Below are 13,299 nucleotides of genomic sequence, written 5' to 3' on the forward strand. Positions count from 1 at the left end.
TAAAGGAGACACTTGAATGAATGAACTAAGAATTGCAAAGTCAGCATTAACTGACAACGTGTATGCTGGAAGGTTACGCAAAGATGGTTTTACATGGAAAGAAGGCAAGGTTGATGTTACTAACGACTTTATAGCAGCAGTCATTGCAAGATGGAATGGTTATGAGGAAACTCTGGTTGCTGGTGATAAGAAGTATAAAGTAAGTGTGGTTGAGCTGAACGATTGACTTCCATTTCACCTTATATTATTCTTAGAACAAACGTTCTGTGAGGTGGGTGTAATGACTAAGCCAGCAATCAATCAAGAGCAATACGAAATTGCACTTAAATTTATGATCTTACCCAATGTTCGCTTAGCATTAGAGAGAGATCTTTCTAAGATGGAAGCAGCAGATAAGTCAAATACATTTGTATTTCCAGAAGTGTATACGAATGTCATTATCAACGCCTTAGATGAGTTGGGGCGAGAGTTATGTGAAGTAAGGGTTCAAATGCGTAAATTAAATCTAACTGTGCATCAAGATAACTCAATAAAAGATAAATTTCATTTTAATTGCTTTACACCTAAAGGTAAGTTTGAAATGGTTATAATGAAAATGATGATGCGTAACCATGTAGAACGTGAAATGAAGCGGCTATTAGGTGTTAAGTTTAATGATCTAAGAGAGGGTTATTAATCGACTCTCAACTAATTAATAAAATTAATTAAAATTAATGCTTTACATGACAGAATAGATAGTGTATGATTAATCTATCAAAGGAGGTGAGTACAATGTAGTTTACTAGATTGCTTTAAAAACCTCAATAAAATAAATAAAAATGATTAAGGGGATGGGTTATTATGAAACAAACGGTGTTCACTAAATTTGTAGAAGTTAATCAGCCAAGAGAGAAGAAATGGTACGGTATTATTTCAGTAGAAAAAAGTGCTGATAAACTAGTTACATTTACTTCTGAACTACGTGGACAAGCTGAACGACACTTTAAGGAACAGGCTAAGCTGCTAGGTGGGAAGTTAGATAAAAATACTGTGCGAGTTATGGGTTAATAGCTAATGAAGAGATATTATGTTGATCCTAAACACCTGATCAAACATTTTACTGAAATTGAAGGTGAGGACATTTTACTCGAAACATATGAGGCTGTGCAGTATGGTACAGGTACTGATGATGTGGTAGCAACCTATAAGAATAACAATCAACACATTATATCAAAGAAGGATAAAGAAAAGTGTGTTGAAGTGGTTATGCCAAGCACAGTTGATATTGAAGCAATGAAGATGGGATATCAGCAAATGGGAAAGATTAATTTGGAATTAGCTAAAGAAGGATTACATATTGAGAACGAAGCTGAAAGAGTGACAGAGGACTTACTGAAGTAAGTATATAAATGTGCAGTTATTCGATACACAAACATAAAATTAAAAATGGAGAGTGCTATTATGATTACACTTTATACAAAGTATGGTTGCCCTCAGTGCGATATGACAAAGCGTGTTTTGGATGGAGAAGGAATTGAGTACACATCAATCAATGTAGAGGATGATGCCGAAGCGTTAGATTACGTAAAAAACAATCTAGGATTTTCTTCTATGCCCGTTGTTGTAAAAGACGGGGAAGAGCCGTTTTCCGGGTTTAGACCAGACATGCTGCTAAATTTTTCATAATAAATATTGAAAAACATAAAAGGAATTTAAGCAATCGGAAGGAGTTTTGCAGCAATGGAATTTGAAAAAATCATTAAGAGAGATGGTAACAGTGAAAACTTTGTGGAGAGTAAAATCACCAATGCTATTATGAAAGCAGGTAAAGAGACAGGAGAATTTGGTAAGGATGAGTCAGAAAGATTAACTAGTGATGTACTTGAGATTATGGAGACTAGTCATAAACAAGGGGATCTAACTGTAGAGAAAGTGCAGGATTATGTAGAAGAGGCGTTACTTAATTCCTCTTTTAATAAAACAGCAAAAGCATATATTATTTATCGTGAAAAGAAAAAACAAATGCGAAAACGCAACATATTTAAACACAGATTAAATTTGAAGCCTTACGAATACCCAGAATTGGAAGAGTATAAATCTGCCATACAACACTCTTACTGGTTGCATACGGAATTTAATTACGTATCAGACATTCATGATTACAAAGTAAATGTTACCGAATCAGAGCGAAGTGTTCTTAAAAATGCAATGTTGGCAATTGCCCAAGTAGAAGTAGCGGTTAAGTCTTTTTGGGGCAATATACATAATCGTTTACCAAAGCCAGAAATAGGTGCGGTCGGTGCAACTTTTTCTGAAAGTGAGGTTAGACACCATGATGCCTATTCCCACCTTCTAGAAATACTGGGGTTAAATGATGAATTTAAAAGGATTAAAGAAATACCAGCATTATCACAAAGGGTAAATTATCTATCTCAGGCTGTCAAACATGCTAAAACTGAAGATGATAGAGATTTTACGTTATCTGTCTTATTATTTTCATTGTTCATCGAACATGTCTCTTTATTTTCTCAATTCCTAATTATTATGTCGTTCAATAAACATAAGAATCTATTCAAGGGAATGTCAAATGTTATCGAAGCTACATCAAAAGAAGAGCAGATACACGGTTTGTTTGGAATTGATATTGTTAATACAATTCGTGATGAACGACCTGAATGGTTCGATGAGGATATGACCATTAAAGTATACGAGGCTTGTCGAGAATCGTACGAATCAGAAGAAAAGGTTATTGACTGGATCTATGAGAACGGAGACTTAGATTTTTTACCTAAAGAGCTAGTGAAAGAGTTTATTAAGAGTAGATTAAACAATTCCTTAAAGAGCATAGGTTATGATCCAATCTTTGATGTAAATGAGAAATTACTTCAAGAAACAGATTGGTTTGATGAGGAATTGCTTACTACGAAACATGTAGATTTCTTTGTGAAAAGAAGTGTTAATTATTCAAAAAGAACGAAAAGCATAACTTCTGACGATCTATTTTGATTTAGAAGTTATAGGTGGTGATTTTAAACAAAAAGGAGAATTGTATATGTCATTTGAATGGTTGAATGAAGACAGCAAGAAGTTTTTAGAACGAGGATATCTAATCAAAGGTGTAACTCCTCAAGAGCGAGTAAAACAAATTGCAGATCGTGCCGAAGAAATCTTAGGGATAGAAGGATTTAGTAATAAGTTTTACGACTACATGGGTAAGGGTTATTACTCCCTATCTTCACCTGTATGGTCGAATTTTGGCACAAATAAAGGGCTGCCTATCAGTTGCTATGGCTCTAATGTGTCTGACTATATGGGAGATATACTACGTGCTCAATCAGAGGTTGGCATGATGAGTAAGCTAGGTGGGGGAACTGCTGGTTATTTCGGTAATTTACGACCTAGAGGTAGTGAAATTACTAATAACGGAACATCATCTGGAGCAGTTCATTTTATGAAGCTATTTGAGAGTGTCATTGACACCGTATCTCAAGGAAGCAGCCGCAGAGGACGATTCTCACCGTATCTTCCTATTGACCATGACGATATTGATGAATTTTTAGATATTGGAACAGAGGGCAATCCTATTCAGGAGTTAACACATGCAGTCACTGTAACCGATGAGTGGATGCAGGAAATGATTGATGGGGACAAAGAAAAACGTAGGATTTGGGCTAAGTTAATTCAGAAAAGAGTTGAAATGGGGTATCCTTATATTCTATTTACAGATACAGTGAATCGAGATACGGTAGATGTGTATAAGGATAAGGGATTGAAAATTAATCACAGTCAGCTTTGTTCGGAAATCACATTGCCTACTAACGATGAATGGTCTTTTGTATGTTGCTTGGCATCAATGAATATCTTGCATTACGATGAGTGGAAGAATACGGATGCAGTGGAGACAATGATTTATTTCTTAGATGCAGTAATGAGCGAGTTTATTTCAAAATTAGAAGTATTTAGAGACTCTGACTTAAGAGAAGATCAACTAACATTTGCATACATGGAAAAAGCTTATAAGTTTGCAGTAGAAAATAGAGCTTTAGGATTAGGAGTGTTAGGGTGGCATTCGTATCTTCAGTCTAATATGATTCCATTCGAAAGTCTCGAAGCTAAGACGTTAAATGCCTACGTGTTCAAGACTATGCGTGACAGTGCTTACAAAGCTTCGGAAGAATTGGCTAAGCTATATGGGGAGCCAAAAGTATTAGAAGGATATGGTAGACGTAATACATGTCTCTTGGCAGTAGCTCCAACAACTAGCTCGGCATTTATTTTAGGTCAAGTCAGCCAAAGTATCGAGCCAATCTGGTCAAACAATTACGTTAAAGATATGGCTAAGGACAAGGTAACAATCCAAAATCCTTATCTGAAAAAGTTACTAAAAGAGAAGGATAAAGATACAAGAGAAGTTTGGATGGATATTCGCAAACATGATGGCTCTGTTCAACATCTTGATTTTCTTACGGAAAATGAGAAACAGGTATTCAAGACATTCAGTGAGATTAACCAGTTTACTATTTTAGATCAGGCTTCAGTTAGACAGCAATTTATTGACCAGTCACAATCATTAAATATCATGGTTAATCCAAAAACGTCTGCAAAAGAAATTAATGAGTTACTCATATTTGCTTGGGAGAATAAGATTAAGACATTATACTATCAGCACTCTACGAATGCAGCACAACAATTTAACAAAGATAAAATTTGCATTTCGTGTGAAGCATAGAGTCTAAAATAAAATAAAATATATAATGAGAGGGGTTAGCCCCCTCTCTACACAAACTATCAGCAGAACAAAAGGAGAATGATTTACATATGAAAGAACTTAAAATTAACTCACTAGTATTTGATAAGCAAAATAAAAGAAAAGGTAAGCTACTTTCCTTTGGACGTGACATGGGCAAGACTGCAGCAGTTGAATTTATCACTTCATATAATGAAGAAACTAAAGAACGGACAACTAAAGTTGAGCAAGTAGAAACTAAGTATTTGACTCCATATCGCAAACCCAAGCCTAAAAAATACAATCCTAATGAGATGTATTGGATGGTTAAAGAGTTTCACGAGGCGTTTAACCATCCCGTATCAGAAAAACCCATCAAATTAGACGTTGCCAGAGTTGTAGATAGATATAAATGGATTCTTGAGGAAATTGATGAGTTTAAAGAAGCACAAACACTTGTAGACCAAGTAGATGCACTAATTGACACGCTCTATCTCACAATTGGCACATTAGTAGAGATGGGGGTTAAGCCATACACACCTTTCAAAATTGTGCAAAATGCTAATATGTCAAAATTATTCCCTGATGGAAAGCCTAGATATAAGGATGATGGTAAAATTATGAAGCCGGATACATTTATCTCTCCAGAGCCACTTTTGGAGAAAGAAATTTCAAGGCAAGGAAAATAGCATTGATCATGGTCGAGAGTGTTGGTGGTTGTATTTTTGAAGCCTATGGTTTCATTTATGTCACCACCAACATAAATAATGGGAAAAGATATGTGGGATCAAAAGTATTTAGCTATCCCAGTGGCAAGAAAACTAATTGGGAATCTTACTTAGGGAGTGGAAAGGCACTAAAGAGCGCTATAAATAAACATGGGAGAGAATCTTTCTATAAGGAAATAATTTATATCGCCAACTCAGTCGAAGAATTAGAGCAGATGGAGACATATTACATACTCTTGTTTAATGCCGCAGTCTCAAAAGATTGGTATAACATAAAAGAAGGCAGCAATCTAAGTGGTAGTTCAATTAAAGGAAAAACTGATGTTGAGATTAAGCTATTAAAAAATAAATTAAGCACCGCCAATAAAATTAAGTGGAAGTCTAAGAGTGAAGAAGAGAAGGTTCGTTGGAAGGAGAATATTAGTAGGGGACACTCTACAAGAAGTACAGAAGATAAAGAAATAACTAAAATAAAGTTAAGAGTAACTCTTAACAATAAAACCCCTCAAGAAAAACTGAACACTATAAATAAAAGAATATTAACTTATGAGCAAAAAACAGAAGAAGAAAAAGAAATTTTCTCCACTAAGGTTTCAAAAGAGGTAAAAAAGATATGGGAGAAAAGAACACCTGAACAGGTAAAATTAATAGCTGATAAAATATCACATTCAAACAAATTGGCATATGAAAATTTATCAGAAGAAGACAAGGATAATAGGAGAAGGGTGGTATCCGCCCGAACCAAGGGTTCGAAAAACGGATTTTACGGAAAGACTCACTCAGAAGAAACTAGAAAAAGAATGAGAGAGAAAAAGATGGGAGATAAATCCCCAAAGGCTAAAAAAGTTTACCTCTATGACCCTAATGGGAAACTCTTAAAAGAATTTAGCACACTAAAAGAAGCAAGCACCTATCTAGTTGAAAAAGAGTATGTAAATAAAGTGAATGGAGGGAAATCTGCAATCAAAAGAAGTATAGAGCGAGGATGTCCAGTGTTTGGAATTCAGTTTTCTTTTGGTGGGTTTGATTATGTTGGAGAAAATTATCTGATAGCAAACCCTAAAAAGAAAACTGATAAAAAGCAAAACGTTACTATTCATGACAAGAGAGAAGATGTGAAGTACGAATTTACAACCATAGACGAAGCTGTTGAATCACTCAAAGATTATGAGGCGACATATCCAAAAATATACAAACGAGCAAATACAGGAAAGTTGTTTGCAGGTCGATTTGAAATACTATTTTCCAAAACATAAATTTTATTCAGTCTAGGTGGGATTCATCTCTCACCTAGATAAAATTAAAAACTACTTAAAAGGAGCTTCTACATGAGAAATCATAAAGCAATATTTAAACAGTCTCACAAAAAGTATGATTATATAGTCAAACATAGAAAACTAGATTCTTTCGATGCCTCAGGGTTACCTAGGTTAATAGAATGCACCCCATTTATTGAAGCACTAATAGTAGATGACCTTGACAAACCTTATTCTCTAATCACAGAGTGTGATCTAGATAAGCCTGAGTTAGAAATTGGTGATGAGATTTTTGTCAATGAACTAAACAAGCTTGGTGAAGTTGAGGAAAAACATAGAACAACTGGCAATGAAATAATCTATTATTTACATATTTACGGTGCAGATCCCGATCAAAATCTTGAAGGGAAAGAAAAGGCTAAACAAGAATTAATCGAAACAACGAAGGAGTATGAGCAGAGATTAGCTCAAGAAAAATTAGAAGAAGGAGGGAAAGATAAGGTAGAGAGCAACACAGATACAGACTTTAACAATACAACTGAAACCATCAAGCCTAATAAATCTCTCTTCACTAGAATAAAAGAACTTTTCCAATGGAAGGAAGACTAACATGACATTCACAATCAAATCACTTGAAACTACAGCTAAGCGATTAATCAAACAAATCAATGAACATAAGATTAAATTAAATAATAATGATTACATAGATGACTTACAAAAAGTCCAGATTACAAACTTAATTAAACGTATGCAGCATGACTATGAAGGTACATTGCAAGCTATTGATATGTTACAAGGAAACTAAAATTATATAAAACAGATATATTATAGGAGGCTATCCAATGGATATCAATGAAATTAAGGAACTAAAAAGTAAATTTAATAACTTAGCTGATAAGCACATCAACCTAATTAAAGAATACAACTTAGTGAAAAGAGAATTAGAACAACTTAAATCTATGGATTCTTCTTCAATAGTTCCGCCAAACAAAGGAAAGAAAGCTGTTTTATTGGTAGGTGCAGATGTAAGTGGCAGCATGGGTAGATGGGAAAGAGAAATGGGGCTAAAAATGACAGTAAGTATTGAAACAGCACTAAGTCTCTCATATGATTCAGTAGAAGTTAGACTCTTCCACCATCACACTCAATCTGTGGAAGTAGATAAGAAAGAGTTTTTAACTAAGAATGTCTCAGGTGGTACGATTGCCTCCTCAGTATATTCTCATATGAATAAAGAGATTGAAGATTATAATTACGAAAATGAAAATGTTGATGTGTATGTTATTCACATTTCTGATGGAGACAATTTAACAAGTGATAATACTCGTGTTCTTAATATTATCAATAGAATTTTACCTAAAGTAAAAATGATTAACTACATAGAAGTAAATCAGTATAAAAGAGAAAGTACACTGCTGCCTTCTTTAAGAAATATCAGCAACTCAAAATTTTCTCATTGCACACTTCAGAACTCACTTGAGTTGGACTCTTTGATGCACAGAGTTTGTAACCGACTGTTTAGTGAAAGTTTGTGAAAAATAACCACTAAGAATCATAGTAAATATAAGGGTTTCTAATTTCAATTCACAAACTATTTTCCAATAAAATAACGCTTTTAAAGAGATTCTTAGAAGAGTAAAACTGTGAAGTGAGTAAAAATTGAAAGGTTGATGAAAATGAAAAAGAAGCTAACGGCAATTGTTTTAGGTTTTATGGCAGTTATTTTGGTGGGGTGTACGGAAGCAGACACAGTAAATCAGAATATTTCCAAGGAAGCAGACTCATTTGGAGTAGAGAGAAGAATAGTTTTCTTCAACGGGATAACAGACACGTATCTTCTAACTATCCAAGGGCTATGCTCATTGGACGTGAGGAATGATAGCACGTTGAGAGTAACTTGTAAAACAGGTGAAGAAGAATACAAACGACACTATTTAGGGTTGAGCGATAATGTGAGTTATTTTGTAGAGCAAGTAGAGTCGGCAAGTGTAGATCCATTTCGTTATCGTGTCATATTCAGACCAGAAAGCATTATTCCCGATATAGATATTCAGACAAGTAATTAAATTGTTATGTCGTAGTTCGACCATAAAACTCATTAAAAGATACGATTTAAATTAAACTATAAAGGAATGATAGTATGAAAAGACTAACTAAAATTCTTAAGAGTGCTCACACTCACACGCTCTTAGCATTTACTCTCTCATTAGCAGGAATCTTAATGCTGCTAACTCCGTATCCAGCATACGGATTGCTATTAGTTCTACTTTCGTTCATTTTTGATAACCTATCAAACCATATTGTAAACGAAGAGAATACAAAAGAATTAAGGGAAGTTGTGCAAGATATTCAAGAATTAAAGTCATATATTAAAAGAGGTTATAAATGATCATTCAAAAGAGCAATCACAACTCAAATACAATCAATCTATCTAATCAGGAATCGTATTACTTATATAGTATGTTAGAGTTTCTACATAGAGAATATCAAGGCAGCGATACAGTCTCTCCAACAGAGGTAGACTTGGCAAAATTTCTATATGAATCATTAGACAATCTAATTGAGTGGAATCAGCTTGAAGAAAGTTTGAGTGTTGAGCAGCTTACAGATGAAATTGACTATATTAACGATTCATACAATAAATAATAATTTAAAATAAATATAATTAGAGAAGGGTGAATCCTTCTTTTCTTTTTGGAGGAATGTAGATGAGTAAAGCAGACGCTATTATCCGTAATAATCTTTTCAAGCTTCTAACTGAGGGAAAGAGTGATAAAGGAAAGCAAGTTAGACCGAAATGGGAAGACGGCACTGATGCCAACACACTCAAAACTTTCGGTGTTCTGAATGAATATGACCTTGAAGAAGAATTTCCTATTGGGACATTAAGACCTACGGCATGGAAATCAGGATTAAAAGAAGACTTATGGATATATCAAGATAAGTCAAACGATGTTAATTTACTTGAAGAGAAGTATGGGGTTAAGTATTGGGAAAGTTGGAAAAATGAGAATGGGAATCTAGGGCTTGCTTATGGAAGGCAGATGGCATATGAACATAAGTATAAAGAGGGTTATTTTACTCAAATTGATAAACTAATTTTCGATTTGAAGAATGATCCATATAGCAGGCGTATGATTACCAATCTCTACAATCATCAAGATTTACATGGTATGACTCTTTATCCATGTGCATTCCTTACAATGTGGGACTATGATGGTGAGCGATTAAATATGACTCTTGTGCAAAGATCGTCAGATTACTTAGTTGCAGGAAACATCAACGTAACTCAATATGCCCTATTACTCCATATGATTGCTCAAGCTACAGGATATAAAGTAGGACGATTCAATCACTATATTAACAACCTTCATATCTATACTCGACATGTTGAGAAAGCGAAAGAAGTCATCTATCGAGAAACCACTCCAGCACCTAAGTTAATTATTGATGACTCAATTAAGAACTTCTATGATTTTAAGCCAGAACACTTTGCATTAGAAGGTTATGAACCAAATAAACAGATTAAATTGGAGGTGGCAATTTAAAATGGCATTAAAGATCATTGCAGCAATTGGACTAAATAGCGAATTAGGTAGAAACAACAAACTCTTAGTTAAGCAAAAAGAGGATTTATCACGTTTTGAAAAGTTAACAACGGGTCACTTACTCATTATGGGAAGAGAGACACATGAGAGCATCTTACGATACAGAGGTGGTGCTCCTTTAGATAATCGCAAGCATATCGTCCTCACAGGCAATCCTGACTATCAATCTACTCATGAAGATGTTTATATCTATAGCTCAGTGAAAGATGTTTTACATGACTATAAAGAATACGGGGAAGATGAAGATGTATGGGTATGTGGGGGCGCTCAAATCTATAATCAATTCCTGCCATATGTGGACGAAATATACCTAACCACATTCCACAAGGTTTTTCCTGATGCTGACACGTTCTTTCCTCAGTTTGAAATCTCTGAGTGGGATATTATCTCTAATGAATCATTCGGCAAGGATGAAAATAACCAGTATGATTACAACTTTGTTACTTATAAAAGAAAACAATAAAATAATTTAAAATTAATATTGACAGTTTAATAGATCCTATTATATGATAAGGCTAACAAATAAAGTTAGTCTTATTTCTTTATATAAGGAGCTGATAAGAATGATTAGAGAAAATGGCTTAAATGTAAAATCTATTGGATTAAGTAGACATGCGATTGAAAGAGCAAGACAAAGAGTTGATAGTTGGAAGAATGCTAATGATAGTATAATTATCGGAAATATCCGTGCTTTATTAAAAAGAGCAGAATTTATTGGGGAGTCTGTATGTGAAGAAAAAGGAAATATTTCTTTGCTCTATGCAGTTGATCGAATTGGAATCTACTTATCCACAGATAAGAAAGAAGTCATTACTGTTATTAAAAAAGAGACAGTTACATATAAGCCTTTAAGAGACAAAATGCTAGAATTACATAAAAAAGAGTTTCGTAAATTACACAGAAAAGAATGTGCTCGTAGGAAGAGGTTAGAAGGGTTGTTGCTGGATTGCGAAGTTGAAATTGCAGAACTAAAACGCAGAAAATTTAAAACGAGAAGTCAAGCGGTTCGTAACGCCTGTGATTGTCGGATAAGCGCCATCCAACTTTCAATTCAAGAATATGAAGATGAGATTAAAGCAATTCAAGATGAAAAAAGAAGAGTAGGGAAGTCACTAATCTCAGTTATTTAATAAAATAAAATAATACATATAGAGGTGATAATTATGTATGTTCATCCTCAGAAGCCAAAGATCACAGATAAGCAAATCATTAAATTTATGGAATTCATGCGACCACAAGGATACACTCTTACCATCATTCAATCTGCAGGTTTCAAGGTTTTAAAATTTACCAGAGTTAATGAAGTCAACAAAATCACTCTTGCCAAACATCATCCTATGAATGATTATTATTACTATTACAGCTCAGAGTTAGCCACTCCTTATATACAGAACAAAGTAAATCAATTCTTCGGATTGAATATCAACGTAAACAAATTAGATGATGAGAGAAGTAAAGTCAAAGCAAGCATCAATAAAAACGCAATCAGGCTTCAAATTGACTATTACCTCATGGAACTGTTTGATTACATGAAAGTAGGTGATAAAGATAAGATAGCTGATACAAAAGCAACTCTACAAAAGCTGAGCGATCAATTGTCGTAATCTTTAAAATTAATTAAAATAATATAAAGAAGGTGAGTGGAATGAGTGAGCTAACAACAATGTACTGGGCAACTAAGAGAAGTAACGGAAAAGAAGAACTAGGAATTTGTGAAGTGTTTGATAATAAACGAATGCAATTTAGATCAGTTGAAATGATTAATAAAGGTGAAAAGGCACAGACGGTTTATTCACACTACATAACGAACATTGAAGACAGATACAACATTCACAGTGTTAGTGACATGATTAACTTTGCTCTAAGTGTAAGAGATAAGGAATGGTTTTATGAGTTATGTGAATTGCAGCGAAAAATGATGAGTGATGAAGTAAAACACGTAAAATGATAAATCTTACATATGAAAAAGCCTGTGTTTATGGGACTTTTTAGAGTTGATATTTTGAATAAAACGGATGTTTTATAGAGTTATAAATAAAATTAAAAAAGGGGAAATAAATAGATGGATTTGTCATTAGTAATTCAAAATATTAGCGAGGATGAATTGGATGAGTTGAAGAGTATAACTCCTTCAGAGTTTTATGAAATGAGTTCAGTAGAGCGTCTTACGTATCGCATGAAAGCTGCTTTTGCTAATTTTCACGGTTTGTTAGACATAGGGGATTGGCTAAATGCAGTGGAGCACACAGAAACGAAAATAAAATGGGTTGGGCATAAGGGTGAAAAAATAGAATACTTCCCCTCTCATAAAGAAGTAGAAGATATGTTTGGTAGAAATATAAGTTCGATTGGAAGATTGAATCTTGAAAACAATCTAGATGGATGGAAATTACATAGAGTAAATAAGAAAATATTTAAAGATCATAAAGGAAACATATTAGATGTTAAGTGATTAGTCTATAAAACTAACGTTTTAATGCAATTAAGAGGATACTGTTCACCAAAAGGAGAGGATGATTTTATGTATAAGGTAAAACTCAAATGGAATTCGACTAAAGATTATGATGTAGTTATCTCGAAAAAAGAAAAGGAAGAAGCGCTTATCGAATATTGGAAGGTAATGGCTGGAGACTACTACTGGGGTGAACTTGTAGAAATTGTGAACGGAAAAGAAAAGAACCTTGCAAGCTTCTGTAAAAGTCATTTCGCTTAATGTCATAGTACGACCATACGATTCACCAACTAACAAAACAGAGGAGGAATTTAAAATGGCTGCATATCAACTAAAGGATTCAAATGATTATAGCTACTATACATATTCTCAATTATCTCAAGCTAGGGAGGGCGCTGAAGAACTGGCTACCAAGTTAAAAACAGACATCTTCATTTATAAGGTTACTGAGGAATTACTAGAATTATCTGCGCCTGATGTCAGTTCGTTTACTTGGGATTGAGACCAGTAACTAGATACAGCTATTAAAAATTTTTATTGGAGTGATCAT

At 34.1% G+C, this 13,299-nt stretch carries 23 protein-coding genes; all 23 read left to right on the forward strand.

Going from position 1 to position 13,299, the window contains the following annotated elements:
* Positions 1-16: 16 nt before the first annotated feature.
* The 23 genes from PQ478_RS09295 (at position 17) to PQ478_RS09405 (ending at position 13,251) form a co-directional block, all read left to right on the forward strand.
* Positions 17-226 (forward strand): DUF7446 family protein, encoded by a 210-nt coding sequence (locus tag PQ478_RS09295; RefSeq protein ID WP_289236627.1) that lies wholly within the window; start codon positions 17-19, stop codon positions 224-226.
* A 54-nt stretch (positions 227-280) separates the two neighbouring features.
* Positions 281-676 carry a YhjD family protein gene (locus tag PQ478_RS09300; protein WP_289236628.1) on the forward strand — a complete coding sequence of 132 codons (396 nt, stop codon included), beginning with the start codon at positions 281-283 and terminating at the stop codon, positions 674-676.
* A 164-nt stretch (positions 677-840) separates the two neighbouring features.
* Entirely contained in the window at positions 841-1,047 is a 207-nt protein-coding gene (locus PQ478_RS09305; RefSeq protein ID WP_289236629.1) for a hypothetical protein, read from the forward strand.
* 6 nt (positions 1,048-1,053) lie between these two features.
* Complete coding sequence (locus PQ478_RS09310) at positions 1,054-1,380, forward strand: hypothetical protein (RefSeq protein WP_289236630.1); 327 nt, start codon at positions 1,054-1,056, stop codon at positions 1,378-1,380.
* A 60-nt stretch (positions 1,381-1,440) separates the two neighbouring features.
* The gene (gene nrdH, locus PQ478_RS09315) at positions 1,441-1,665 is read left to right on the forward strand and encodes a glutaredoxin-like protein NrdH (protein WP_289236631.1); all 225 of its coding nucleotides are present in this window, start codon (positions 1,441-1,443) and stop codon (positions 1,663-1,665) included.
* Positions 1,666-1,719: 54 nt separating this feature from the next.
* A complete protein-coding gene (locus PQ478_RS09320; RefSeq protein WP_289236632.1) occupies positions 1,720-2,985 on the forward strand; it encodes a ribonucleotide-diphosphate reductase subunit beta in 1,266 nt (421 codons plus the stop codon).
* 46 nt (positions 2,986-3,031) lie between these two features.
* A complete protein-coding gene (locus tag PQ478_RS09325) occupies positions 3,032-4,708 on the forward strand; it encodes a ribonucleoside-diphosphate reductase subunit alpha (protein WP_289236633.1) in 1,677 nt (558 codons plus the stop codon).
* A gap of 311 nt (positions 4,709-5,019) precedes the next feature.
* Positions 5,020-5,394 carry a pyrophosphohydrolase domain-containing protein gene (locus PQ478_RS09330; RefSeq protein WP_289236956.1) on the forward strand — a complete coding sequence of 125 codons (375 nt, stop codon included), beginning with the start codon at positions 5,020-5,022 and terminating at the stop codon, positions 5,392-5,394.
* Between the two features lie 8 nt (positions 5,395-5,402).
* Positions 5,403-6,689, forward strand: coding sequence for an NUMOD3 domain-containing DNA-binding protein (locus PQ478_RS09335; protein WP_289236957.1), 1,287 nt, complete (start codon positions 5,403-5,405; stop codon positions 6,687-6,689).
* Positions 6,690-6,761: 72 nt separating this feature from the next.
* Positions 6,762-7,298 carry a hypothetical protein gene (locus PQ478_RS09340; protein ID WP_289236634.1) on the forward strand — a complete coding sequence of 179 codons (537 nt, stop codon included), beginning with the start codon at positions 6,762-6,764 and terminating at the stop codon, positions 7,296-7,298.
* Position 7,299: 1 nt separating this feature from the next.
* A complete protein-coding gene (locus PQ478_RS09345) occupies positions 7,300-7,494 on the forward strand; it encodes a hypothetical protein (protein WP_289236635.1) in 195 nt (64 codons plus the stop codon).
* A gap of 37 nt (positions 7,495-7,531) precedes the next feature.
* Positions 7,532-8,224, forward strand: coding sequence for a DUF444 family protein (locus tag PQ478_RS09350; protein ID WP_289236636.1), 693 nt, complete (start codon positions 7,532-7,534; stop codon positions 8,222-8,224).
* Between the two features lie 141 nt (positions 8,225-8,365).
* Entirely contained in the window at positions 8,366-8,755 is a 390-nt protein-coding gene (locus tag PQ478_RS09355; protein ID WP_289236637.1) for a beta-sandwich lipoprotein, read from the forward strand.
* Positions 8,756-8,829: 74 nt separating this feature from the next.
* Positions 8,830-9,078: a hypothetical protein gene (locus PQ478_RS09360; protein ID WP_289236638.1), complete on the forward strand. Its 249-nt coding sequence runs from the start codon at positions 8,830-8,832 to the stop codon at positions 9,076-9,078.
* Positions 9,075-9,335, forward strand: a complete 261-nt coding sequence (locus PQ478_RS09365) for a hypothetical protein (RefSeq protein WP_289236639.1) — start codon at positions 9,075-9,077, stop codon at positions 9,333-9,335. Before PQ478_RS09360 ends, PQ478_RS09365 begins: the two co-directional genes overlap by 4 nt.
* A 62-nt stretch (positions 9,336-9,397) precedes the next feature.
* Entirely contained in the window at positions 9,398-10,237 is an 840-nt protein-coding gene (gene thyA / locus PQ478_RS09370) for a thymidylate synthase (RefSeq protein ID WP_289236640.1), read from the forward strand.
* Position 10,238: 1 nt separating this feature from the next.
* On the forward strand, positions 10,239-10,760 hold the full coding sequence (locus PQ478_RS09375; RefSeq protein WP_289236641.1) for a dihydrofolate reductase: 522 nt from the start codon (positions 10,239-10,241) through the stop codon (positions 10,758-10,760).
* Between the two features lie 100 nt (positions 10,761-10,860).
* Entirely contained in the window at positions 10,861-11,427 is a 567-nt protein-coding gene (locus PQ478_RS09380) for a hypothetical protein (protein ID WP_289236642.1), read from the forward strand.
* Between the two features lie 33 nt (positions 11,428-11,460).
* Entirely contained in the window at positions 11,461-11,901 is a 441-nt protein-coding gene (locus tag PQ478_RS09385) for a YkzI domain-containing protein (protein ID WP_289236643.1), read from the forward strand.
* Positions 11,902-11,942: 41 nt separating this feature from the next.
* Positions 11,943-12,245, forward strand: coding sequence for a hypothetical protein (locus PQ478_RS09390; RefSeq protein ID WP_289236644.1), 303 nt, complete (start codon positions 11,943-11,945; stop codon positions 12,243-12,245).
* 114 nt (positions 12,246-12,359) lie between these two features.
* On the forward strand, positions 12,360-12,749 hold the full coding sequence (locus PQ478_RS09395) for a hypothetical protein (RefSeq protein ID WP_289236645.1): 390 nt from the start codon (positions 12,360-12,362) through the stop codon (positions 12,747-12,749).
* 69 nt (positions 12,750-12,818) lie between these two features.
* Positions 12,819-13,010 (forward strand): hypothetical protein, encoded by a 192-nt coding sequence (locus PQ478_RS09400; protein ID WP_289236646.1) that lies wholly within the window; start codon positions 12,819-12,821, stop codon positions 13,008-13,010.
* Between the two features lie 55 nt (positions 13,011-13,065).
* Entirely contained in the window at positions 13,066-13,251 is a 186-nt protein-coding gene (locus PQ478_RS09405) for a hypothetical protein (protein ID WP_289236647.1), read from the forward strand.
* Positions 13,252-13,299: the final 48 nt, after the last annotated feature.

Source organism: Alkalihalophilus pseudofirmus (assembly GCF_029094545.1).
GTDB lineage: Bacteria > Bacillota > Bacilli > Bacillales > Bacillaceae_D > Alkalihalophilus > Alkalihalophilus pseudofirmus.